At 62.7% G+C, this 24,735-nt stretch carries 20 protein-coding genes and 1 pseudogene; 4 read left to right on the top strand and 17 right to left on the bottom strand.

Going from position 1 to position 24,735, the window contains the following annotated elements:
- Nucleotides 1-92: 92 nt before the first annotated feature.
- The 4 genes from EFD56_RS11980 (at nt 93) to EFD56_RS11965 (ending at nt 4,458) form a co-directional block, all read left to right on the top strand.
- Entirely contained in the window at nt 93-1,076 is a 984-nt protein-coding gene (locus tag EFD56_RS11980; RefSeq protein WP_126905342.1) for a tripartite tricarboxylate transporter substrate-binding protein, read from the top strand.
- Between the two features lie 143 nt (nt 1,077-1,219).
- On the top strand, nt 1,220-1,681 hold the full coding sequence (locus EFD56_RS11975) for a tripartite tricarboxylate transporter TctB family protein (protein WP_126905341.1): 462 nt from the start codon (nt 1,220-1,222) through the stop codon (nt 1,679-1,681).
- Nucleotides 1,682-1,690: 9 nt separating this feature from the next.
- On the top strand, nt 1,691-3,196 hold the full coding sequence (locus EFD56_RS11970; RefSeq protein WP_012485063.1) for a tripartite tricarboxylate transporter permease: 1,506 nt from the start codon (nt 1,691-1,693) through the stop codon (nt 3,194-3,196).
- Nucleotides 3,197-3,288: 92 nt separating this feature from the next.
- Nucleotides 3,289-4,458 carry a M20 aminoacylase family protein gene (locus EFD56_RS11965; protein WP_126905340.1) on the top strand — a complete coding sequence of 390 codons (1,170 nt, stop codon included), beginning with the start codon at nt 3,289-3,291 and terminating at the stop codon, nt 4,456-4,458.
- Between the two features lie 162 nt (nt 4,459-4,620).
- On the opposite strand, the gene EFD56_RS11960 is transcribed toward EFD56_RS11965, so the two are convergent.
- The 17 genes and pseudogenes from EFD56_RS11960 to EFD56_RS11880 form a co-directional block, all read right to left on the bottom strand.
- Entirely contained in the window at nt 4,621-6,408 is a 1,788-nt protein-coding gene (locus EFD56_RS11960; protein ID WP_126905339.1) for an adenine deaminase, read from the bottom strand.
- Nucleotides 6,405-7,325 (bottom strand): nucleoside hydrolase, encoded by a 921-nt coding sequence (locus tag EFD56_RS11955; RefSeq protein WP_085743160.1) that lies wholly within the window; start codon nt 7,323-7,325, stop codon nt 6,405-6,407. The genes EFD56_RS11960 and EFD56_RS11955 overlap by 4 nt, the downstream gene beginning before the upstream one ends.
- Nucleotides 7,326-7,329: 4 nt before the next feature.
- The gene (locus EFD56_RS11950; protein ID WP_085743159.1) at nt 7,330-8,355 is read right to left on the bottom strand and encodes an ABC transporter ATP-binding protein; all 1,026 of its coding nucleotides are present in this window, start codon (nt 8,353-8,355) and stop codon (nt 7,330-7,332) included.
- Nucleotides 8,348-9,127, bottom strand: coding sequence for an ABC transporter permease (locus tag EFD56_RS11945; protein ID WP_085743158.1), 780 nt, complete (start codon nt 9,125-9,127; stop codon nt 8,348-8,350). Before EFD56_RS11945 ends, EFD56_RS11950 begins: the two co-directional genes overlap by 8 nt.
- Entirely contained in the window at nt 9,124-9,951 is an 828-nt protein-coding gene (locus tag EFD56_RS11940; protein ID WP_004679141.1) for an ABC transporter permease, read from the bottom strand. Before EFD56_RS11940 ends, EFD56_RS11945 begins: the two co-directional genes overlap by 4 nt.
- 67 nt (nt 9,952-10,018) lie before the next feature.
- Nucleotides 10,019-11,041, bottom strand: coding sequence for an ABC transporter substrate-binding protein (locus tag EFD56_RS11935; RefSeq protein WP_037141128.1), 1,023 nt, complete (start codon nt 11,039-11,041; stop codon nt 10,019-10,021).
- A gap of 1 nt (nt 11,042) precedes the next feature.
- Nucleotides 11,043-12,086 carry a LacI family DNA-binding transcriptional regulator gene (locus EFD56_RS11930; RefSeq protein ID WP_126905338.1) on the bottom strand — a complete coding sequence of 348 codons (1,044 nt, stop codon included), beginning with the start codon at nt 12,084-12,086 and terminating at the stop codon, nt 11,043-11,045.
- A gap of 176 nt (nt 12,087-12,262) precedes the next feature.
- The gene (locus EFD56_RS11925; protein WP_064818899.1) at nt 12,263-13,699 is read right to left on the bottom strand and encodes an efflux transporter outer membrane subunit; all 1,437 of its coding nucleotides are present in this window, start codon (nt 13,697-13,699) and stop codon (nt 12,263-12,265) included.
- 149 nt (nt 13,700-13,848) lie between these two features.
- Nucleotides 13,849-16,955 (bottom strand): annotated as a pseudogene (locus tag EFD56_RS11920) (efflux RND transporter permease subunit).
- Nucleotides 16,956-17,000: 45 nt separating this feature from the next.
- Complete coding sequence (locus EFD56_RS11915; RefSeq protein ID WP_004679150.1) at nt 17,001-18,212, bottom strand: efflux RND transporter periplasmic adaptor subunit; 1,212 nt, start codon at nt 18,210-18,212, stop codon at nt 17,001-17,003.
- 158 nt (nt 18,213-18,370) lie between these two features.
- A complete protein-coding gene (locus tag EFD56_RS11910; RefSeq protein WP_037117928.1) occupies nt 18,371-18,973 on the bottom strand; it encodes a TetR family transcriptional regulator in 603 nt (200 codons plus the stop codon).
- A 108-nt stretch (nt 18,974-19,081) separates the two neighbouring features.
- Entirely contained in the window at nt 19,082-20,026 is a 945-nt protein-coding gene (locus tag EFD56_RS11905) for a phosphoribosylaminoimidazolesuccinocarboxamide synthase (RefSeq protein ID WP_064828339.1), read from the bottom strand.
- A gap of 86 nt (nt 20,027-20,112) precedes the next feature.
- Entirely contained in the window at nt 20,113-21,855 is a 1,743-nt protein-coding gene (locus EFD56_RS11900) for an SLC13 family permease (protein ID WP_126905337.1), read from the bottom strand.
- A 98-nt stretch (nt 21,856-21,953) separates the two neighbouring features.
- Nucleotides 21,954-22,637 carry a phosphoribosyltransferase gene (locus tag EFD56_RS11895; protein ID WP_012485048.1) on the bottom strand — a complete coding sequence of 228 codons (684 nt, stop codon included), beginning with the start codon at nt 22,635-22,637 and terminating at the stop codon, nt 21,954-21,956.
- A gap of 14 nt (nt 22,638-22,651) precedes the next feature.
- The gene (locus EFD56_RS11890) at nt 22,652-23,455 is read right to left on the bottom strand and encodes a pseudouridine synthase (RefSeq protein WP_037141112.1); all 804 of its coding nucleotides are present in this window, start codon (nt 23,453-23,455) and stop codon (nt 22,652-22,654) included.
- A 152-nt stretch (nt 23,456-23,607) separates the two neighbouring features.
- On the bottom strand, nt 23,608-23,814 hold the full coding sequence (locus tag EFD56_RS11885; RefSeq protein ID WP_004679163.1) for a hypothetical protein: 207 nt from the start codon (nt 23,812-23,814) through the stop codon (nt 23,608-23,610).
- A 140-nt stretch (nt 23,815-23,954) separates the two neighbouring features.
- A complete protein-coding gene (locus tag EFD56_RS11880) occupies nt 23,955-24,293 on the bottom strand; it encodes a hypothetical protein (protein WP_004679166.1) in 339 nt (112 codons plus the stop codon).
- Nucleotides 24,294-24,735 lie beyond the last annotated feature (442 nt).

Below are 24,735 nucleotides of genomic sequence, written 5' to 3'. Positions count from 1 at the left end.
GATTGCGGCGCGTTTTTTCCGGGCGGCAAATAGGACATCCCCGGCGCGGAGGATGTGCCGGCGGCTTCGCTTGTTTCATCAGGGAGGAAACGATGAAAATCCTGAAGGCCATGCTCGGCCTGACCGCGGCTGCCGCGGTCTCTCTTCTCGCCAGCGTCGCTTCGGCGCAGACTTATCCCGAGCGCACCATCACCATGGTCGTCCCATTCGCGGCCGGTGGCCCGACCGATACCGTCGCACGCCTCGTCGCCGAATCCATGTCGAAGGATCTCGGCCACCAGATCGTCGTGGAGAACGTCGGCGGCGCCGGCGGCACGCTCGGCGCCGGCCGGGTGGCGAACGCCGATCCCGATGGATACACCATCCTTCTGCACCATATCGGCATGGCGACGAGCGCCACGCTCTACCGCAAGCTCGCCTATGACACGCTCGGCGCCTTCGACTATGTCGGCCTCGTCACCGAGGTGCCGATGACGATCGTCGCACGCAAGGACTTCGAGCCGACGGACCTCAAGGGCCTGATCGACTATGTCAAGGCCAACAAGGACAAGGTGACGGTCGCCAATGCCGGCATCGGCGCCGCTTCGCATCTCTGCGGCATGATGTTCATGAGCGCCATCCAGACCCAGCTCACGACCGTTCCCTACAAGGGCACGGGTCCTGCGATGACCGACCTTCTCGGCGGCCAGGTCGATATCATGTGCGACCAGACGACCAACACGACGAAGCAGATCCAGGGCGGCACGATCAAGGCCTATGCGGTGACCTCGCCCAAGCGCCTCGATGTGATGAAGGACATTCCGACGGCTGTCGAAGCCGGCCTGCCGGGTTTCGAAGTCGGTATCTGGCACGGCATCTATACGCCGAAGGGTACGCCCGCCGAGATCAACGAACGGCTGTCGAAATCGCTGCAGGTGGCGCTGAAAGATCCCAATGTCGGCGCCCGCTTCGCCGAACTGGGTACGGCGCCGTCTTCCGACGCCGATGCGACGCCGGCCGCGCTGAAGGCCAAGCTCGAAAGCGAGATCGCCCGCTGGAAGCCGGTGATCGAGGCTGCCGGGGAATATGCGGACTAGTGAGGGGGTACCAGGAATAGCTCCTCACCATAACCCTCTCCCCGTGTACGGGGAGAGGGGACTGCATGCTCAATGGCAGCGGCCGAGGGATGAGGGTCAATCGCTGCAGCAACGACGCTCCATCTCCAACTCCAGGAGACACCATGAAATCCATCAGTTTCGATAGCACCAATGCGATCTGCGGCGCGCTTTTCATCGCCACCGGCGCCTTCTTCGCCGTCCAGTCGCTCTCGCTCGACCTCGGCACGGCATTGCGCATGGGACCAGGGTATTTTCCGCTGGTGCTTGCCTGCGTGCTCGTGCTGCTCGGCGCGATCATCTTCATTCAGGCGCTGCGTGTCGAAGGCGAGCCGGTCGACGTCTTCGCCTGGCGCGGCATGCTCTTCATCCTGCCGGCCCCCGTCTTCTTCGGGCTGACGGTCCGGGGGCTCGGATTTGCGCCGGCGCTGTTCGTCACCGCCTTCATCGCCTGCTTCGCGTCGCGCAAGATGAACGTGGTGTTTGCCATCATCCTGTCGCTGCTGCTGACGATCTTTTCGGTGGCCGTCTTCAGCTATGGGCTCGGCTTGCCGTTCGAGCGCTTCGGCCCCTGGGTCCGGTTCTAGGAGGCGACGGTGGATCTCTTCAGCAATCTCGCACTCGGCTTTGCCACCGCGGCAACCTTCGACAATCTTCTCTTCTGCCTGATCGGCGTGCTGCTCGGCACGCTGATCGGCGTGCTTCCCGGCATCGGCGCGACGGCAACGATCGCCATGCTTCTGCCGATCACCTTCCAGCTCGAGCCGGTCTCCTCGCTCATCATGCTCGCCGGCATCTATTACGGCGCGCAATATGGCGGCTCGACGACAGCGATCCTCATCAATATGCCGGGCGAATCCTCTTCCGCCGTTACCGCAATCGACGGTTACCAGATGGCGCGCAAGGGCAGGGCGGGGGCGGCATTGGCGATCGCCGCGCTCGGCTCGTTCTTCGCCGGCACGGTCTCGACCTTCCTCGTCGCGATCTTCGCGCCGCCGCTGACCGACATTGCGCTGCAATTCGGCTCCGCCGAATATTTCTCGCTGATGATCGTCGGCCTCGTCTCCTCGATCGCGCTCGCGCACGGCTCGGTCGTCAAGGCCTTGGCGATGGTGGCGCTCGGCCTGCTGCTCGGCCTCGTCGGAACCGATATCTACACCGGCACGCCGCGCTTCACGCTCGGCATCCGCGAATATGCCGACGGGCTGAATTTCGTGGCGCTCGCCGTCGGCGTCTTCGGCGTGGCGGAAATCCTGCGCAACCTCGAAGGCGAGTCGACACGCACGGTGCTGATGGCCAAGGTTTCGGGGCTTTTGCCTTCGCGCCAGGAATTCAAGGAGATGATTGCGCCGATGGTCCGCGGCACGGCGATCGGATCGGCGCTTGGCATCCTGCCGGGCGGCGGCGCGATCCTTGCCTCCTTCGCCTCCTATACGGTGGAAAAACGCCTGTCGAAGACGCCGCAGGAATTCGGCAAGGGCGCGGTCGCCGGCGTGGCGGGTCCGGAATCGGCCAACAATGCCGGGGCGCAGACGTCGTTCATTCCGTTGCTGACGCTCGGTATTCCGGCCAATCCCGTCATGGCGCTGATGATCGGCGCGATGATCATCCAGGGCATTGTGCCGGGACCGAATGTCGCCACCGAGCAGCCGGCGCTGTTCTGGGGCATCATCGCCTCGATGTGGATCGGCAATCTGATGCTCGTGATCCTGAACCTGCCGCTGATCGGCCTCTGGGTGAAGCTTCTGACCGTGCCCTATTACGTGCTCTTCCCGATCATCATGGCCTTCTGCTCGATCGGAGTCTACAGCGTCAATGCCAACGTCTACGACCTCTATGCCGTCGCCTTCTTCGGTTTCATCGGCTACGTGCTGGCAAAGCTTCGCTGCGAGCCGGCGCCGCTTCTGCTCGGTTTCGTGCTCGGGCCGCTTCTGGAAGAGAACCTCAGGCGCGCCATGATCCTGTCGCGCGGTGATCCGACCACCTTCGTCACCCGTCCGATCAGCGCCACGCTTCTGGCGATCGCGGTTGCCGTGCTGATCGTTGTCTTCCTGCCGAGCGTCAAGCGGAAGCGCGAGGAGGTGTTCGTCGAAGAGGCGTGAGGGGTTGAACTCGCCGCTTGTTTGATGAACAAGGGATGATCTGACGCGGGCGCCGGTTGGCGCCCGTTTCGCATGAAGGAATATTCGGGCTCATGAGCATCCCCGCCGGGATCACGGACGATCTGCCGTTCCTCACCGCTTTGCGCCGTGATCTTCACGCCCATCCCGAACTCGGTTTCGAAGAGGAACGAACCGCCGGCATCGTCGCAAGGCTTCTCGAGGAGGCCGGCGTCGCGGTGCATCGTGGACTTGGCGGCACCGGCGTGGTCGGCACGCTCAAGGTCGGCGATGGCACGCGCAGGATCGGGCTGAGAGCCGATATGGATGCGCTCGCCATGCCTGAGACGGCGGAGCGGCCTTATAAATCGACCGCGCCCGGCAAGATGCATGCCTGCGGCCATGATGGCCATATGGCGATGCTGCTTGGCGCCGCACGGCACCTTGCGGCGACGCGGGGTTTTTCCGGCACGGTGCATTTCATCTTCCAGCCGGCCGAGGAGGGACGCGGCGGCGCGAAGCGCATGTTGGAGGAGGGGCTGTTTACGCTTTTCCCCTGCGACGCCGTCTATGGCCTGCACAATATGCCGGGGCTTGCGGTCGATGAGATCGCCGTGGTCGCGGGCCCGCAGCTCGCCTCTTCCGACAGCTGGCGCGTCACCTTTCGGGGGATCGGTACGCACGGCGCCAAGCCGCATCTCGGCCGCGATCCTGTCACGGCCGCCGGCACTTTCCTGTCATCGCTGCAGGCGATTGTCGGACGCGTCGTCGATCCGTTGCAGCCGGCTGTCGTCAGCGCCTGCTTCCTGCAGGCGGGGGACCCCAAGGCGCTGAATGTCATTCCCGATATCGTGGAGATCGGCGGGACAGCGCGGGCCTATTCGCCTGACGTGCGCGATCAGCTGGAGGTCGAGATTGGCCGGCTGGCGAATGGAACGGCTGCCATGTACGGCATATCAGCCGACTATCATTTCGAGCGACGCATTCCGCCCGTCGTCAATGATGGGGATGCGACTGCCCGCGCGCTTACTGCTGCCGGCACGGTCTTCGGGGAGAAGGCGCGGACGAGTTTTCCGCCATCGACGGCAGGCGACGACTTCGCCTTTTTCGCGCAGAAGGCACCGGGCTGTTATGTCTGGCTCGGCAACGGGCCTGCGGTGGACGGGGCGCTGCATCACAATACGGCTTATGATTTCAATGATGAGGCGCTTGGTTATGGGGCGGCCTATTGGGTGGCGTTGGTGGAGCGGGAGTTGAAGGGTTAGAATTGCGTTTGCAGCCCCCTCATCCGCCCTACGGGCACCTTCTCCCCGCTGGGGAGAAGGGGATTCGAGACCTCGCGGCAAGTCTCTTCTCCCCAGCGGGGAGAAGGTGGCGGCAGCCGGATGAGGGGGCCGCCCGGCACGAACCTCGCTATTTCAACAAGCTTACAAAATCTCCAGCACCGGGCTTTCCATCACTCTCCCCGTCACCACATCGGCAATCCCCCGGTCCGTCTGATGCGGGCCGGCATTGCAGGCAAGCGTTGCGCCGAAGCAGGCCTTGAACACCCGGTAGGGCGGCTTCCAGTCGACGATTTTTTCCATGGCTTTGCGGATGTCGGCGAAGGCCGAGGCAGCGTCCGTCAGCGATGCGTCGGTCACCAGGCCGGAGAGTGGCAGCGGCAGCATCGCCTCGATCTTTCCGTCCCTGGCGACCGCCATGCCGCCGCCGGCTGAGATGACGGCGTTGGCGGCGAGCGCCATGTCGCGGGCATTGCCGCCGAAGACGGTGAGGTTGTGGCTGTCATGCGAGACGGTGGTGCAGAAGGCGCCGCGCCATTCGCCCCAGCCGGTGAGAAAGCCGATGCGCGGGGCGCCCTTAGCCTTGCCGTGGCGATGGGCGACGGCGATCATGGCGCTGCCGGCCGGCGGCACTACGAAACCGTCTTTGATCTCCGTCTCCGCCTCGCCCCATTGCGTGAAGCGCGGTTGGTCGATGGTGGCGACACGAACGCGCGCGCCTTCCGATGGAATGAGGAAGTCATTTTCGCCGAGTGGCGGGAGCTTCACCGAATTTTCAAGCGGCGCCGTATCGAGCCGCTGGACGTCCACCTGCATGCTGCCATCGCGGGCGACGATGCGGCCGCCTGAAATGACCAGCCGCGCCCGGAATTCGATGAGATTCTCGAAGAATACGATATCGGCGCGGCGTCCGGCGGCGATGAGCCCGAGGTCGGAGCGCTTCAGACGCTCAGCGGCGTTGAAGGTCGCGGCCCTGACTGCCCATTCCGCTTTCAAGCCGTAACGCACCAGGCGGCGGATGACATCGTCGAGACCGCCGCCTTCGCAAAGTTCATCGGGAAAGACGTCGTCGGTGCAGAGCGTGACGGTCGGCGGCAGGTGGCCGAGACCATTCAGTACCTCGACGAATTCCTGCAGCAAATGGTCGTGCGAGCCGCGCAGTTCGATCGTCAGGCCGGCGGCAAGCTTGGCGGCGAGGTCGGCGCCGGAGGTGAGCTCATGGTCTGAGGTGACGCCCGCCGCCATGAAGGCGTTGAGATCAGGCCCTTGGAGGCTGCGGGCATGGCCGCAGACGAGTTTGCCGGAGGCAAGGCCGGCATTGACGATGGCGGTCATGCGGGGATCACCGCCGATGACGCCGCGCATGTTCATGACTTCGGCGACGCCGCCGACGGCGGAGGAGCGCAGCATCTCGGCGATGACGGCGGCATCGAAATCGGCGCCGGCAAGTTCCAGGCCCGGTGCCGATGGCACGCAGGAAGGGGCGAGCAGGATTACGCGCAGCGGCAAAGCATGAGTCGCCTCGATTGCCCAGCGCACGCCGTCGAGGCCGTGCACATTGCCGAATTCATGCGGATCCCAGACGATGGTGGTGACACCGCGCGGCAGCACGGCGCTGGCATATTCGGCGGGCGTCACCATCGAGCTTTCGATATGCATGTGCGTGTCGATCAGGCCGGGCGTCAGGATGCTCCCCGCCGCATCGATGATCGCGGCCGCATCCGTCCGGCTTGCCGGAGCATGGACGCTGGCGATCAGCGCGCCGACGAGACCGATATCGGCGTCCCGGATCAGGCCCGTCACCGCATCGAGCAGCCGGCCGCCGGTAATCAGCACGTCGAAGGGGGCATAGCCGCGCGCAGCCGCAACGGCGCGGGCGCGCAAGGCAGGATCGTTGAGATCGGCGGGTTCCTGGCGAGAGGTGACGTTCATTTGCGGGCCTCGTTGACCAGGGCGGCGAGAATGATGGCACGCGTCCTGTCGGCATCGACGTCGTCGGCGAATTGCGCATTGAAACTCGCATGGGTGGCGCGGGTCTCGACGACGGTGCGGCCACGCGTCAGGCTGCCCTGCAGCTCGACGTCGATGCGTGCCGGCCGGAAGTTGACGATATCGGGAGCGACGAAGGCGACGGCGGCGCAGGGGTCGTAGATCGCCATTGCAGGGCGGCCGCGGCTGGTGGCGATGCTGATGTAACCGGCGAACATGTCGGCGATCAGTTCGGCATTGGCGCCACCGGCATTGCGCACCGGCTCGGTATCTTCAGGCCGCGCCAGCACCTTACGGCAAAGATCGAGATCGACCATGCGCAGCGGCAGGCCATGGGCGATGACGATCGCAAGCGATTCGGGATCGGCGAGCGCGTTGAATTCGGCAGACGCCGTGTGATTGCCCGATGTGATGCCGCCTCCCATCCAGACGAGATCGTCGATGCGGGCGGCAAGATCGGGACGGGCGAGCGCCACAGCGGCGATATTGGTGAGAGGCCCGAGCGCCAGGACCCGGTGTGGCCCGTCGCGTTCGAGCCAGCGGCAGAGCGCGATGAAGGCATCGCTTTCAACAAGGGTGGCCGCCTTCGGCAGGCTCTTGCCGATGGTCGGAATGCCGGTCTCGCCGAGGATCGCCTGAGCGGTTTCGATCTTGCCGAGAACCGGCATGGCCCGGCCGGTATGGATCGGGAATGTCCAGCCGAAGGCGCTGGCGGCGCCGGCGGCATTTTTTCTCACCTGCGGCAGCGGCGCATTGCCGAAGACGAGCGAAACGCCGTCGATCTCATATTCCGACTGCGCCACCACCAGGATGGCGGCTATATCGTCGAAGCCCATGTCGGTATCGATCCACACGCCCATGATTTCACCCGAAGCGTTTGAGATTGGCGGCGCCGGCAACCGGCAGATCGAAGGTCAGCGTGCTGCCGATCCCGTATGGCGGCAGGCTTGCATCGATCTCGGCCTTGATGGCGCCAAGCGGCGTATCGAGGAGATATTCGCGACTATTGCCGGCAAAAGACGTGCCGCGCACGGTGCCCAGGAACGGACCGGAGCCGAGGGTTACGGCACGCGGGCGCCAAGCGAGGCCCGCCGCTGTTTGCGGCGGTGGAGCGGGCAGCGTGACCGGGCCATTCGGCGTCGCAAGCTTTCCCTCCTTCAGCGCAAAGACATTCTCGAAGCCGACGAAATCGGCGACGAAGGCGGAGATGGGTTTGTTGTAGATTTCTTCCGGCGTGCCGATCTGTTCGATGGCGCCGTTCAGCATGACGACGATGCGGTCGGCGAGCGCCAGCGCCTCGGTCTGGTCGTGGGTGACGAAGATCATGGTGACGCCGGTCTCCTTCTGCACGCGCTGCAATTCGGCGCGCATCTCCAGGCGAAGCCGGGCGTCGAGATTGGAGAGCGGCTCGTCGAGCAGCAGGACTTTCGGCTCCATCACCATCGAGCGGGCGAGCGCCACGCGCTGCTGCTGGCCGCCGGAGAGTTCGGCGGGTTTGCGGCTCGCGAAGGCGGCGAGGCCGACGGATTTCAGGCCGGCGCCGACGCGGGCATCGAGATCGGCGCCCGAGATACCCTTGAGCCGCAGGCCAAAGGCAACGTTCTCGTAGACCGTCAGATGCGGAAAGAGCGCGTAGGATTGGAAGACGAGGCCGACAGCGCGCTTGTTGGCGGAGACCCGGGTGATATCGGCGCCGTCGAGGCGGATGCGGCCGGAGGCTGGCGTCAGCAGACCGGCAATGGCGCGCATCGTCGTCGTCTTGCCGCAGCCCGAGGGGCCGAGAAGGGCGACGAGTTCACCTTTGCCGATCGAAAGGTCGAGTTCCTTCACCGCGACCGTATCGCCATAGGCGAGCGTCAGCTTGTCGAGTTGAAGATAGGCATCAGACATAACGCGAGAATCCCAGGAAACGCTCGGCGAGGAAGACAATGCCGATCGAGAGGAAGGCGAGAAGGGCGGAGAGCGCCGCGATCGAGGGGTCGTAGGTGGTCTCCATGTAACCCAGCATGTCGATCGGCAGCGTGCGCACACCGGGGCCGGAGAGGAAGAGCGACACAGGCACCTGATTGAAGCTGGTGACGAAGCCGAGAATGAAGGCGGCCAGGATGCCGCCACGGATATTCGGCATGACGACGCGAAAGAAAGCGCCGAGCCTGGAGGAGCCGAGCAGGACGGCGGCCTCTTCGATGTCCGACCGCAGATTGTCGAGGCTCGCCGAAACGACGCGCACCGCATAAGGCAAGATCAGGGCCGTATGGGCGAAAAACAGCGCCAGCGTGATGTCGAAGCCGAAGGGCACGACGAGATAACGCAGCAGCGCCAGGCCGACGATGATGCCGGGAACGATAATCGGCAGCGAGACGATGGTGCGAACGGTCTCGGCCGCCGGCAGCCGGTAGCGCGACAGGGCGTAGGCGGCGGGGATGCCGAGGACGAGGGCCGCCAACGTTCCGAAGACGGCGAGGAACATCGACATGGCGAAGCTGTCGCGGAAACTTTCGATGGTGAAGACTTTCGCCACCCAGCGCAGCGACAGGCCCTGCGGCGGGAAGGCCAGCGTATCGCCGGATGACAGCGAAGCGGCAATGATGATCAGGAACGGGCCGATCAGGAAGACCAGCAGAAGAAAAAGCACGATGGGCGAAAATAGCCGCAGGGTCATCGGCGGTTCCTCGCTGTCGCAAGGCGTTTCAGCAGGATGTTGGCGGCAAAGCTCATGACGATCAGGATGAAGGCGATGACGCTTGCCGAGACGAAATCATTGGCAACGGAGACCTGCTGGTACATCAGCGTTTCGAGCATCAGCACCTTGGAACCACCGAGCACGGCAGGGGTGATATAGGCGGTCAATGAGCCGGTGAAGACGAGCGTGCCGCCGATGACGAGCCCTTCACGCGTCAGCGGCAGGACGACCTTCCAAAAGACCTGGAACCAGTTGGCGCCAAGCACGCGGGCGGCGGGAATCGCATCCCTCGGCATGTTTTCAAGCGCGCTGATCAGCGACAGGATCATCAGCGGCAAGAAGAGCTGCAGGAGGCCGATGAAGACGGCGGTTTCGGTGAACAGCAGCCGCAGCGGTTCGGCGCTGAGGCCGAGGCCCGTTATCGCCTGGTTGACGATGCCGGTGCGACCGAGAATGACGATCCAGGCATAGGTGCGCGCTACCGGCGAGATCATCAGCGGCAGGGTGACGAGGCCGATCATGCGGCCCTTGCCGTTTGCCGGCAGATTGACGATGGCGAAGGCGGCTGCATAACCGATGATTGCCGAGACCGCCGTGACTTCGAGACCGAGCCGGAAGCTGCGCAGGAAAACGGTGCGGTTCAGCGTCTGCGAGAAGAAATCGGCATAGGCCGAGAGCGTCCACCCGCCACCGGCGCGGAAGCCCTCCGACAGCAGGATCGCGACGGGCAACAGAAAGACCAGGGTCGCAAACACGGCTGCCGGCAAGGCAAGCGCAAGGGCTTCTGCGCGGTTCTGGAACATGAGGCGCCTTTCGAGCGGACATAGGATGGTCCCGGCAGAGGCGCCGGGACCGGTTCTCACGCGGGGCTTATTGGCCGACCTTGTCGTTCCATGTCTTCAGCCAGCCGGCGCGGTTGTCGAGGGCGACGGCGGAGGGGATCAGTTTGAGGCTCTTGGCCGTATCTTCGCCATAGGTGAGATTGTTGGCGGCGGCTTCGGAAAGCTTGACCTCGCGGTTGGCAGGGCTGTCGATCAGTTTTTCGGCGAGCTTGGTCTGGGTCTCGGTCGAGAGCCAGAAGTCCATGAACTGCAAAGCGAGATCCTGATTCTTCGAACCCTTGGTCACCACCAGCACGTTCATGCCGCCGGTCTGGCCCTCCTTCGGTGTCGCCCAGGCGACCGGCACATCGAGCTTGGTGAAGCCCGCCCAGGAGAACCGGCCGATCGGTGCTGCCCAGATCTCCTCCTGCTGCATCAGTTGCACGAGCTGTGAGGATTTTTCGTAGAAGGTGACGATGTCGTCCTTCTTCTCGCCCAGTGCCTCGATCGGCCCCTTCAGGTCGGGCGTGTCCTTGCCGAGCGCCTGGCCCAGCATATAGAGGGCCGGCGGGCCCTGATTGGTGGTCACGTTCGGAAAGGCGACGTGGGCGACATATTCGGGCTTCAGGAGATCGGCCCAGGAATCGATCTTCATCTTGTCGGAGCGGTAGGCGATCGAGGTGGCGTAGAAGGTATAACCGACGCTCATGCCGTCGCCGTTCGGATCCTTGGCTATGTCGTAAAGCTTGGCGAAATTGGAAAGTTTTGCAGTGTCGACCTTGTCGATCAGGCCAGCGCGGGCGGCGGCCAGCGCATCGGCCATCGAAACCGCGGCGAGATCGATGACGGGACTGGCCTTGTTGGCCTCAATCTTGGCCAGGCGCTCGACGCTGTTGCCGGTCTCGACCACCAGCTTGCAGCCGCATTTGGCTTCGAACGGCTCGTAGACCAGCTGCTTGAAATCGTCCTGGGCGAACGCATACACCGAAATCGTCAGCGTCCGCTCTGCTGCGGATGCGCCAAACGGCGAGAGTGCGGAGAGCGCCACCGCGGCAATGAGAGCTTTATTCATCCTACTTGTTCTCCATCTCTGAGGTTTTTGGTGCCGGGTTCGCAGGCCCGGATGATTGACGCACGATCAGCTGCATGGCGACGCGGTTGGTCTCGGCGGTGACCAGCATGCCTTCCCGCGTGCCGTTGGTTCTTATGCTGTCCACCAGCGCGGACACGGCAATCCCGGCGATCTTGTCCATGTCCATCCGGACCGTCGTCAACGACGGCGTGACGACCGAGGACCAGATGAGGTCGTCGAAGCCGGTGACGCTGACATCGGTGGGAATGTGGATGCCTGCCTGCTGCAGCTCGGTCAGTGCGCGCAGCGCTTGCAGGTCGGAGAGCGCTGCGAAGGCGGTGAAACCCTGCCCGGCTTTTTCGGCGAGGCCGAGCGAACAGCCGCTGCCGCCGTTCAGCTCCAGCCTGTCGATCCAAAGCGTTTCTGCTTGCATTCCCGGCTTGAGAGCGGAGCGGATGCCGCCGGCGCGGTCGTTCTGGACATTGGATTCCTGGTTGTTGCCGATGATCAGAATCCTATGATGGCCGAGGTCCGCGAGATGGCCGGCGATCTCGCGGCCGCCCTGCCAATGATCGGCGGCAACGGTATTGCCGGGTGTCGAGGCCGTGTCGATGACGGCGACCGGACAGGCGGCCTCAGAAATGCGGGTGGCGCGGCGGGGGATGATGATCAGGCCTTCGACGCCGCGCTCGACGAGCCGGTTGATCGCCTCGGTCTGGGCAGCGACATCACCGCGGGAATCGGCGATCAGCACGCCGTAACCTGCGGCAGACGCGGCGAATTCGATCGCTTGCGCAATCTTCGGGAAGAGCGGATTGGCAATATCGGGCAACACCAGGCCAAGAACACCGCTGCGGCCGGTCCTGAGCGCCCGGCCGGCCTGGCTCGGGACGTAACCGAGTTCGGCCGCATGCTCGCGAATCTTTTCGATCAGTTGGCCGGAGACCCGGCCCTTGCCGGAAAGCGCATTCGAGACGGTGGCGACGGAAACGCCGAGCGAGCTCGCGATCCTGCTGAGGTTTGGTCCCGGGCGCGATGAAGCCATGACTCGACGTCGCTCTGATTAATCGTTTAACCAGGCATATATCAGCTCTTTTTGCTTGTCGAATCCAAATTCAACTTCAGGGGAATTATTCCGGGGACAAATTCGTGGCGCATGAAAAACCCCGCGAGTTCATGAGCTCGCGGGGTTTTCGCATTTCAGAAAAGGCACCGAGCCGATCAGCTCTTGGCCTTCGTCGGTTCTGGCTTCACGGGCGCGGTAGTCTTGCCACCGGGCGCGTAGCCGCCGCCGACTGCGATGTTCAACGAGACATAGTCCTTGGCCATCTGCTGGACGGACTGGGCAAGGCTTGCCTGAGCGAGCGAAACCTGGCGCTGCGCGTCGAGAACGTCGAGCAGCGAGGAGGCGCCGTCCTTATAGGATGCGGTCGAAAGTTCGAGCGTTTCCTGCGTGGTCTTTACCTGGGCCTGGAGGGCGGCGACCGTCTGGGCGTCACGCCGGACGGCGGCGAGCGCATTCTCGACCTGCTCGACGGCCGTCAGCACCGTCGATTTCCAGTTGAGGTAGGCGGTGGCGGCGTCGGACTGCGCCGACTTGACGTTGGCGCGCAGGCGGCCGCCATCGAAGATCGGCAGGTTGAGTGTCGGACCGAACGACCACGGCGTCAGGCCGCCATGAACGCCGCGCTGGTTGATGTAGGACGGCGAGATCGACCCGCTGAGCGAAATGCTCGGATAAAGCTGCGCCTCGGCGACACCGATGTTCGCCGTTGCGGCGGCGAGGTCACGCTCGGCGACACGAATGTCGGGACGGTTGCGGATCAGGTCTGCCGGAATGCCGGAGTTGATGCCGCCGTGGAATACCGGCTGACCACCGCCCCTCAGCAATTCGTTGACGAGCGCCGAGGCCGGCAGGCCGAGCAGCGTGGCGATGTGATGGGCCGATATGCGGATATTGGTTTCGAGGCCTGGAATTTCGGCGAGCGTCGACTGGACAAGACCTTCGGCCTGAACGACGTCGAGCCGCGAGGCGGCACCAGCTTCGAGCTGGAACTTGGTCAGTTCGTAGGTTTCCTGACGAGACTTCAGGTTGGCCTTCGAAAGCGCCAGGCGCTGCTGATAGAAGCGAACGTCGATGTAGCTCGAGACGAGATCCTGTACGAGGGTCAGCTTGGCGACATCGGCGGATGCGTAGGCGGAGTCGAGCGAAGCGGCCGCGCTTTCGGTGCTGCGCTTGTAGAGGCCGAAGAGATCGAGCAGCCAGCTCAGCTGGACATCGCCGGCGCTGGTATTGCGCGTGTCGAACTGCGTGCGCAGTTCGCCCTTCTGGCCGCTGACCGTGTGCGAGGCGCCGACGTTCAGGCTAGGCAGGGCGCCTGCACCAGCAATGGTAACATTTGCGGAAGCTGCGTTAATGCGCTCGATCGCCTGCTGGACGGTCAGGTTCTGCTCGAGGCCGGCCTGGACATAGCCGTTCAATCTGGGGTCCTTGAACGCGGTCCACCATGCTGCGGTGGCAACGTCGCCGACGCTCTTCGTCCCGCCTTCTCCGAATTTGGCGGGCAGCGGCATTTCAGGAGGAGCATGATCCGGGCCTACGACACAGCCCGACAATAACAACAATAATGCCGGTGTGGCAAAACGAAGAGATACCATTCAGTTCTTCCTGTACTCGAGCAAGTCAATTCTTGTCCGAAGCTTCATGCTTCACTATCGGCCGCCGCGCCTCGTTCTACCAAAAACACACACCGAAGCAGTCGGGCGCAATGTAGCAATCGGAACAGCAATATCACAGTGCATTTATATCACACCGCTGCCGCATTTTTGCCGCGTGTGGCAAAGATGCGTCGGATGACGACGAAAAAGGACGGCACGAAGAAAATTCCGAGCATCGTTGCGGCCAGCATGCCGCCGAGAACGCCGATGCCAATGGCGTTCTGCGCCGCCGAACCCGCGCCTGTCGCGATCGCCAGCGGCACGACGCCGAGGATAAAGGCAAGCGAGGTCATGATGATCGGCCGCAGCCGCAGCCTCGCCGCCTCGAGCGTCGCCTCGTAGAGTGCCATGCCGCTCTCCAGCCGATCCTTGGCGAATTCGACGATCAGGATCGCATTCTTCGCCGCAAGCCCGATCGTGGTGAGCAAGCCGACCTTGAAATAGACGTCGTTCGCCTGACCGAAGAGCGTTGCCGCCGCCAGCGCGCCGAGAATGCCGACAGGCACGGCCATGATCACCGAGAAGGGGACCAGCTTTCGTAGAGCGCTGCCAGGCAGAGGAAGACGACGAGAACGGAAATCGCGTAAAGCATCGGCGCTTGCGAGCCCGAAAGGCGCTCCTGATAGGAAATGCCCTGCCAGGCGACCGTATAGCCGCCGCCGAGCTGTTCGGTCAGCGCTTCCATTTCGTTCATCGCATCGCCGGAGGACACGCCGGGAGCGGAGGCGCCGTCGAGCGGGATGGCGCTGACGGCGTTGAAACGGGCAAGCGAGGGCGCCCCCTTCACCCATTCGGTTTTGGTAAAGGCGGAGAAGGGCACCATCTCGCCGGCACTGTTGCGGGCATACCAGTGGTTCAGATCGTCCGGCTGCATGCGGAAGGGCGCGTCGCCCTGGACATAGACCGGCTTGATCTCGCCGTTCAGCGTGAAGTCGTTGACGTCGCGGCCGGTGAAGATGATCGACAGCATCGAATTGACCGAGGCGATGTCGACGCCCATGGCGCCGATCTTCTCCTGATCGAGCACGATGCGCATCTGCGGCTCGACTTCCTTGCTGCTGCTGCGCAGCGCCACGACCTTGCCTGACGAGTTGCCCATCTGGATCAGCCGCTTGGAGGCCGCCGTCAAGGCATCGTTGCCATGGCCGCCGGTATCGACGAGATACATGGAAAAGCCGCTCGACACGCCGAGGCCCTGGATCGCCGGCGGCAGAAGCGCGAAGACTTGCGCCTCGCGCATCGCAAAGAAGCTGCGCAGGGCTCGGCTGACGACCGACTGCGCGCTGAGGTTCGGATCGGTGCGCTGCGAGAAATCCTTGAGCTTGGTGAAGACAATGGCGCTGTTCTGGCCGGAGCCGTTGAAGCCGAAACCGAGCGCGCCGAAGACCGATTCGACGGCATCCTTCTCGTTCTCGCGATAGTAGTTTTCGACCTTCTCGACGACGGCCTGGGTCTGCTGGGTGGTCGAGCCCGGCGGTGTGGTGACGATGGTCAGCAGCACGCCCTGGTCTTCCTGCGGCAGGAATGAACTCGGCAGGCGGGTGAAGAGATAGGCACAGCCGGCGCCGACGAGCAGGAAGACCAGCATGACGCGGATCGGCCGCTTCAGGAGATAGCCGATGGTCCTGACATAGCCGTTGGTCGAGCGGGTGAAATTGCGGTTGAACCAGTCGCCGACACGGTGCTTTCTGTGTTCGCTGACCGGCTTCAGCATGGTGGCACAAAGTGCCGGGGTCAGCACGATGGCGACGAGCGCCGACAGCAGCATTGCCGAGACGATGGTGATCGAAAATTGGCGATAGATGATACCGGTCGAACCGCCGAAGAAGGCCATCGGAATGAAGACTGCGGTCAGCACGAGCGCGATGCCGACGATGGCGCCGGTGATCTCGCCCATTGATTTTTCCGTCGCCTCGAGCGGTGAAAGTTTTTCTTCGGACATGATGCGCTCGACGTTTTCGACGACGACGATTGCGTCGTCGACGAGAAGGCCGATCGCCAGAACCATGGCGAACATCGTCAGCGTATTGATGGAATAACCGGTGGCGGCCAGCACCCCGAAGGTGCCGAGCAACACCACGGGTACGGCGATCGTCGGGATCAGCGTCGCCCGCAGGTTCTGCAGGAAGACGAGCAGCACCACGAAGACGAGCACGATTGCCTCGATCAGCGTATGCACGACCTTTTCGATCGACAGTTCTACGAAGGGCGTCGTGTCGTAGGGATAGGTGATCTTCACCCCTTCCGGCAGAGTGCGGCCGATGACATCGAGTGCGGAGCGCACGCGGGCGGCGGTATCGATGGCATTGGCGCCGATCGCCAGATTGACCGCGAAACCGCTCGAGGGCAGGCCGTTGTAGCGCGAACTGCCGCCGTAGCTTTCCTGACCGATCTCGATGCGCGAGACGTCGCTCAGGCGCACCGTCGCGCCGTCCTTTTCGACCTTCAGAATGATGTGTTCGAAATCGGCAACGGTGGTCAGCTGGCTTTGCGCGGTAATGGTGACGTTGAGCTGCTGGCCGGGGATCGTCGGCTGGGCGCCGAGCGAACCGACCGAGACCTGGGTGTTCTGCGCCTGGATCGCCGCTGTGACGTCGCTCGGCGTCAGCTGATATTTCAACAGCTTATAGGGGTCGAGCCAAACGCGCATTGCGTATCCCGAACCGAAGACGTTGATGCTGCCGACGCCCTCCAGACGCTGGATCTGATCTTCAATCGAGGTCGACATGAGGTTGCCGAGATCGACCGAACTGCGCTTACCGTCCGTCGAGACGAGCGAGCCGACGAGAAGGATGCTCGAGGTCGAACGCGTCACGCTGATGCCGGCGTCGATGACATCACCAGGAAGCTGCGATTGGACAAGCTGCAGCTTGTTCTGCACCTGCACCTGGGCGATATCGGGATCGATGCTGGTTCCGAAGGTGAGCTGGATGCTGGCCGATCCGGTCGACGAGGTCGAGGTCATATAGGTGAGGTCGTCGAGGCCGGTCATGCCGTCCTCGATGATCGTCGTCACCGATTTTTCAACAGTCTCGGCGCTGGCGCCCCGATAGGTAGCGTTGATGCGGACCGTCGTCGGGGCGATGTCGGGATATTGCGAAATCGACAGGGTGAAGATCGCCAGCAGACCGGCAAGCATGATGGTGATCGCAATGACCCATGCGAAAATCGGACGTCGAATGAAAAACTTGGCCATCAGTTGTTCCTGTGCTGCTGAGACGGCGACGCGGGCTCGAAGCGATTATTTCGCTGCGGGCTTTTGCGCGTCACCGGCCGCGGGCTGCTCGGCAGGCACGACAACGCCGTTGTCGCTGATCTTCATCGGCACCGGCTTCACCGGCATGCCTGACGTGATCGACTGCAGGCCACTGACGATCAGCTGATCGCCGTCCTTGATGCCTTCGGTCACCAGCCAGGAATTGTTGGAGGGCGAGCTGCTCTCGAAGGCGCGGGTTTCGACCTTGCCGTCGGCGGAAACGAATTGCGCCGTCAGCCGCCCGTTGGCGTCGCGGCTCGTCGCCAGCTGCGGCAGCGCGTAACCGGTCTCGGCGCCGAGCTCGACGGTTGCGCGGACATACATGCCGGGCAGGACGACACGATCGGGATTGGGGAAGAGCACGCGGATGATGAAGGTGCCGGTCGTCTCGCTGACAACCTGCTTCGACATGTCGAGCTTGCCCTGCTGGTTGTATTCCTTGCCGTCTTCGAGGATCAGATGGAAGGCGACGTTCTCCGCGCCCTTGATATCGCCGGCTTCCATGGCATCGCGCAGCCGCAAGAGGTTCGTGCTCGATTCCGTCAGGGAGATATAGATCGGATCGAGCTGGCGGATCGTCGTCAGCGCCGTCGATTGATTGGCCGAGACGACGTTGCCGACATTATAGGCGGTCTGGTCGATGACGCCGTCGAAGGGCGCCACGATCTTCGTATGATCAAGGTCGATCTGCGCGGCGGAAAGAGCAGCCTTTGCCGACTCGACCTCGGCCTTCGCCTGGAGAAGCGTCGTCCTGGCGGTCTCGTATTCGATCTGCGTAGCGCCGCTGCCGACAAGGCGCTGGTAGCGTTCGAGATTGCTTTCAGCGCTCGGCACGCTCGCCTCGGCCTTGGAGATTGCCGCCTTGGCCTGCTCGACGGCGGCAATATAGGGCGCATCCTCGATCTGATAGAGAAGGTCACCCTTCTTGATCTCGCCGCCTTCCCTGAAGGCGATCTCGCGGATGATGCCGCTCACCTGCGGCCGGATATCGGCCGTCTGGAAGGATTCGGCGCGGCCGGGAAGGATCGTGGTAACAGGGAAGCTAGCCTTCTTCAGCGCCACCACGCCGACCGGCGCTGCCTGCTGCGCCGCGCCTGCGCCGGCATTGCCGGCCGGTTTGCTGGCGTTGTCGCTGCAGGCGCCAAGCAAGGCGCCGGCCACCAGGGCCGAGGAAATGAGCAGGGCACGCCGTATCATTCTTGAATTCCCTCATGCGGTGGCAATCGCCGTTCGATCCACGGGCTCGGCCGGGCCGAGCACAGGCTTATATAAGCGTCAGGATTGATCTGGCTTGAAATGCCAATATCCGAGTCTAAGAAAAGCTTTACGAAGTGACGTAAGTCAGCAATCGTCACTTAGCAAGCGCTGTTTTGCAGTGCGGCATCGACGAAGCCGACGATTTCCCCGGCTCGGCGCACCAGTGTCTCCTTGTCGTCGCGGACGATAAGGATAGGATGCAGCACGCAGGCCAGCACATCGGCGACGGTATGGGCCGCACGCTCGGGATCGCGGCAGCGGTAGCGTCCTTCCGCCATGCCTTTACGGATGATCTCGCCGAGTTTTTCCTCGATGCGGGCGCGATAGCGATTGCCGGCTTCGAGTTTGGCCTCAATGGTCGAGAGCACCATTTCGAAGATGTAGGGGCTCTTCTGGATGTCCTGCAGATGGCCCTCCAGCAGCCGCAGGACGAAGCGCAGCAGCTGTTCTTTCGCGGGCATGTCCTGGTCGAGAGGGAGGAAACGCTCGGCGGCATTGTCGAGATGGCGTCCGGCGATGGCGTCGACCAGTGCGACCTTGGAACGGAAGTGCTTGAAGACATTGGCGGGCGACATGTTGAGCGCGCCGGCGATATCGGCGATCGACACGGCGACGTAGCCACGCTCGCGAAACAGCATCTCCGCCATGGACAGGATGTCCTGTCGCGTCTCTTCGGCCTTGCGTCTCGGCCTTCTCGCCATCTGTCCCCCGCCGGGTCGAGCCCGGTATCCCTTTTTGCCGATGCTAGCTTGATTGCACGAAAGCTGCCAAGCCGGTGCTCGGCCTGGCAGCTTTGTGTGTCGTCTTTTTCAAGGGAAATAGCGGGAGAGGTTGTTTCGGACGCGCGCAAGCGGCGTCTCGCCGCTGTCGTCTGGAATAAAGCGTTCGCCGGTGATCGCCTCATAAGCCCTGATGTAGACGGCCGAGGTCTGCTCGATCAGTTCGGTGGGGATTTCGGGAATCTCGTCCTTGTAGGGATCGCAACGCTCCGCCACCCAGGCGCGGACGAAATCCTTGTCGAAACTTTCCGGCCGCTTTCCGGCGGCAAAACTTGCCGGATAGCTTGCGGCAAGCCAGTAGCGGCTGCTGTCGGGTGTGTGGATCTCATCGGCGAGAATGATGTTGCCGTCGCCATCGGTGCCGAATTCATATTTGGTGTCGACGAGGATCAGGCCGCGTTCGGCGGCCATTGCCTGGCCGCGGGCAAAGAGCGCAAGCGCATATCGTGATAACGTCTCCCACTGCTCCTTGGTCAGAAGGCCGCGGCCGACGATTTCGGCAGGTGTCAGAGGCTCGTCATGACCGCCGTCGAATTCCTTGCTGGTCGGCGTGATGACGGGTTCGGGCAGGATCTGGTTGTCGCGCATGCCGTCCGGCAGGCGCATGCCGTACATCTCGCGCTCGCCCTTCTTGTAAAGCGTCAGGATCGAGGTGCCGGTGGTGCCGGCAAGATAACCGCGCACGACGATCTCGACCGGCAGGATGTCGAGCCGCTTGCCGATGACGACATTCGGATCGGGATAGTCGATGACGTGGTTCGGGCAGATGTCCTTCGTCGCCTCGAACCAATAGCGCGCCGTCTGCGTCAATACCTGGCCCTTATAGGGAATGCAGGTGAGAATGCGGTCGAAGGCACTCAGCCGGTCGGTGCTGATGATGATGCGGTGCCCGTCCGGAAGGTCGTAATTCTCGCGCACCTTGCCGCGATAATAATTCGGCAGTTCGGGGAAATGGGCTTCGGAGAGGATTCGCACGGCGCTCGACTGTCCTTGTGTTTGGGTGAAGGTTTTCTGCTCTAGTTTCATCGCGCGGGAAGTCAAGTCAGGCGCCAAGTATCGCATCACAGCCAGAACAGAGCCAGGAGAAACAGAGCCAGGCAATAACTCAAGACGGCGAGCGGCCAGCCGGCGCGCAGGAAGTCGCTGAAACGATAGCCGCCGATGCCCATCGCAAGCGTATTGTTGTGATGGCCGAAGGGCGTCAGGAAATCGAGAGAGGCGCCGACCGCGACCGCGATCAGATAGGCATCGGGCGCATGCCGGCCGGTCCTTGCGAATTCCAGTGCGATCGGCGCCAGCACGATCGCGACCGTCGCATTGTTGACGAAGGGCGTCAGCGCCATCGCGAGGAAGAGAATGACGGCGATGCCGGAAAGCGGATGGCCAATCGGCACGACGAGGCTCAGCCAGCCGGCGATCGCTTCGGCTGCGCCGGTGCCTGCCACCGCCTGGCCGATTGGAATCATCGCTGCGAGCATGATGATGATCGGCCAGTTGAGATCGCCCATCGCCTGGCGGATGTTCAGGTGATTGAGCACGGCGAGCACGAGAACGACGCCGGCAAAAGCGATGTCGGGGTGCAGGCCGGCCGCAGATGCAGCGACGCCGCAGGCAAAGAGCGCGAAGGGCCGCCACGAGAGAAGGGCGGGCTCGGCAGGGGCTGTCTGGGCGAGTGGCAGGCACTCGCTTTCCTCAAGCGCTTCGGCGATCGCGGTTCGTGGCCCCTCCAGCGTCAATATATCGCCGATCGACAGCTGCAGGTCGAGGAAACGACCTTCGATGCGCGGTGCGCGCATGGAAAGAGCGGTGATTGCGACGCTGCGGCTTTGGAACACTTCCAGCGAGCGGATACGCGAACCGACCAGCGTGCTCTCCGGCATGACGACGGCTTCAACTCGGGTAAAGTCCGGCTGCAGGCCATGCGGATGCGCATCGGCCATCAGCGCCTGCATGGCGGCAAGCCCGGCAAAGACTGCATCTGCCCCTTCGGCAAGCAGCATGTCGCCGGATGCGATTATCGACTGTTCGAGCGGACCGAAGACGAATTTGTCGCCGCGGATCAGCGCGTGCGGCTTGATGCCGAAGCGCGTCGGACAATCGGAGAGCCGGACGCCGATCAGCGGTGAAACGTCGGGGATGCGGCGCTCGACGACGATCCGGCGCGCGCCCGGAGAGATCGTTGCCGGCGCTTCATCGGATTCCGGAAACAGGCGCCGGACGCGAAAGGTGATGAGCAGAATGCCGGCGATTGCGACCGGCAGGCCGACATAGGCGAAATCGAAAAAGCGAAAACCTGCTCCGCTCGCCTTGGCAAGCGCATCGCTGACGAGGAGGTTCGCCGGCGTGCCGATCAGTGAGACAAGGCCGCCAAGCAGCGCCGCAAAAGAAAGAGGCATGACGAGTTGCCGGCGAGGGATGGTCAGCGCCGTGCCGAGCCGCAGCGCCACCGGCAGGGTGATTGCAAAGGCGCCGATATTGTTCATGAAGATGGAAATGAAGCCGGCAAGCGAAGAAGCGCCTGATATGACCGTGAAATCCGAAGGTCTTGCGGCTGCGAAACGGGCGGCAAGTCGGTCGAAGACCCTGGCGCGCGCTAGCACCTGGACGATCAGCAGAATCTCGACGACGGTAATGACGACGGGACTGGCGAAACCGGAGAAGATCTGGTCGGCGGGATAGAGGCCGAGCGCATAGCCGGCCAGGAGGCCGGCGATCGAGACCAGCTCGATGCGAATGCGATCGAACGAGAAGAGAACGAGCATCGCCAACAGAAGGATCAGCAGGGATGCTTGCTCGAACGTCATGCGTGGGTCCGTGTTTATCGATCCGGCGACTGTATTCGTTCCTTCTGCGCTGTACAGAGGTGCCGGCCGGCAAAGATGCGACGATCTCATGCATTACGTCAGGCCGGTGTCTGCCACCGGCCTGCTGCGTTTCGTTCCAGAATGGGGGTTGCAAAGACACCGACGGTGCGCGCAATCCATTGCGGGCCGGCGGCCGCAAAGCTTTCGCGCCAGCGCTCCGACTGCAGCATCGCCGCGCCGATCACCGCGGGTTCGACACCGCAGCCCGTCAACAGATCAAGAGCAGCGACGATCGAAGTGCCGCTGGAAATGACGTCGTCGATCAGCGCCACGCGCCGTCCCGCAAGCAGCGGCAGCATGCGCGGATCGATATAAAGGCGTTTCTGCTGCGTCGGTGTCGTGATCGAGGACAGGGCGACGGAGAGCTCGTCGCGATACCAGAATTTGCGTGAGGTGCCGAGCGGGACATAGCGGTCGTGGCCGAGCTTCTGGGCGACGGCGGCGGCAAGCGTCAGGCCGAGCGTCGGCAGGCCGGCGACGACATCGATGCGCATCGGCCTGATTTTTTCGGCGAGGTTCTCGGCCAGCGCATCGAGCACGGCGAAGCTTGCCTGGTTGACAATCAGTGAGGCGAGGGCGTGCTCACCATCTCCCAGCACGCGGATCGGCAGGCGAAGCTGGCGACCGTCTTCCAGCGCGGCGACATAGAAGGAGGTGAATTCGCCGTCGCCGGCAAAGGTGCCACGGGGATGGATCTCCTGCCAGAAATCGTGCGGCGCCAACTCCGTCATATCCGTCAACGTCTCGCCCGTTCCATCCCGGCGCTTCGGCGGAGCGCCTGCAATTCCGCCGCAGTCAACGCACGTGCGGCGCCTTTTGGGAGTTCGCCGAGTTCGAGCCCGCCGATCGCGACGCGCACGAGCCGCAGACATTCAGTGCCGAGCGCCTCCAGCATGCGGCGAATCTGGCGGTTGCGGCCCTCGTCGAGCTCGACCTCGATCCATGAATTCCTGTCGCCCTGGCGCAGGCGCCGCACGGCGGTTGCCGTCAGCAGCTCGCCGTCATGACGGATGCCGGATGTCATGGCGGCGATTTCCTCGTCGTCCAAGAGCCGGTCGATCTGAACATGATAGGTCTTGGTCACATGCGTGACCGGGTCGAGCAGGATCTGCGCGAATTCGGTGTCGTTGGTGAAAAGCAGCAGCCCTTCGCTGGCCTTGTCGAGCCTGCCGACCGGCGAGAGATGCGGGATGTCGAAATCCCTGAGGCAATCGTAGACGGTCGGCCTGCCTTCGGGATCGTGACGGGTGGTGACGAGCCCGCGCGGTTTGTTGAGGATCAGATAGATTTTCGCTTCGGCGGCAATCACGAGGCCGTCGACGCGGATCTTCGCCGTCACGAGGTCGACCCAGGCTGAGGGATCGTTGACCGTGCGGCCGTCGATGGAGACGCGGCTTTCGGCAATCAATCGTTCCGCCTGGGTCCGGGAGCAATAACCGAGCTTGGAAAGGGCGCGGGGAAGGGTGACCCGCTTGCCTGCAGCATCGGCCGTGAGCTTTGGCCGCTCGCGCGTCTTTTGCGGTGGGCGCCGGTCCCTCATCTGCTATCCCTGTGCTGCTTCGATGCCGTTTCTTGGCATGAACGGCACAAGGATTCCAGCTTGGCGAACAATATCGATGGAGCGATGGGGCTGCAGGTTACCCTCAGCGCTTCTGACAAAGCACTGTCAAGGCATGAAGAGGTTGCGCTGTCTCAGCGGCAGGCCATGAATCCGGCCAACTCCTTGCGGCTGACGACGATGCCGGCAGCGGCTTTCACGGGGTCGGGATGCGTATAAGATAGGCTTGGCATTTCCGGCAGCTCGAGTGCCTGACGCATATTCATGATGCCGACCGCGTAACGGCCGTTGGCGCCGTCGACGCTGACTTCAATGATGCAATTGGCCCTCTTGTTTTCCATGTTGTCCTCCCTTTCGTTTTTTATGGTCCCTTGCTTGCATTAAAAATTGGTTTTTCTAAGACGTAAGCATTTACGCACCCTGCCGAAAAACAGGTCGGCAGGGTGCGTAAAAATATGATTTTTCAGCGGATGCAGCGGAATTAGCGCCACCAATGGCGATGCTGCGGCTGCGGGCTGCCGGCAAGCAGATATCCGGCGAGAAAACCAATTGCGCCTGCAAGCGCCAGCGCCGTTGTCGTGGCGGCTGGATGCTCGCGGGCAGCACCGGCTGCCGCGGCTCCTTCGGCCCTGATCTGGGCGACGGCGTTCTTGGCGCGGGGCAGGGCCTCATCATAGACCTTGCCGGCGCGGCCGCGCACTTCGTAGTAGGCTTCGGCGCCCTGAGCGGAGATCATCTTCTGCAGGCGGGATACTTCCTGCTGGAGCGCAGCAATGTCCTTGCTGACGGATGCTCTGATATCGTCGGTGTTGGCAGGCATGTCAGTCTCCTTTCCTCTCCTCGATGGGAAAGACAACACTCCACACGGCGATAGGTTCCGAAAATGCCGGCCGTTGATTTGTGACGGTAATTTGAAGTCCGCGTCCGGAAGCGATTTAATAATTCGTTAACCATAAACTCGCTCAAGCCGCTGTTTTCCTGTCATCTTTTTGGGATTGGAAGCGGGTTTTGGACGGTTTTTTGATCGGGCGGTAAAAGAATTTCTGGATTTGGACCGCGAAAACGTCGGCTGTGGATAAGGGTTGCCGGAAAAATCCCTACCGAATCAACCTGTTACAAAAATGTCAAAAAACTTTTGGTATGGCTGTTGACTTGGAAAAGGGGTTGGTTCTATAAGCCCACTCACTGACGAGGGCGGCGGCGCTGCTGGCGACGAAGTCTCTCGTTCTAAAGAAACTCAAGCGGATTGGCGGATTGCTGGT

Source organism: Rhizobium phaseoli (assembly GCF_003985125.1).
Taxonomy (GTDB): Bacteria; Pseudomonadota; Alphaproteobacteria; order Rhizobiales; family Rhizobiaceae; genus Rhizobium; species Rhizobium phaseoli.
The sequence above is the reverse complement of the archived record's forward strand: the minus strand, read 5'-3'. Positions and strand labels throughout refer to the sequence as shown.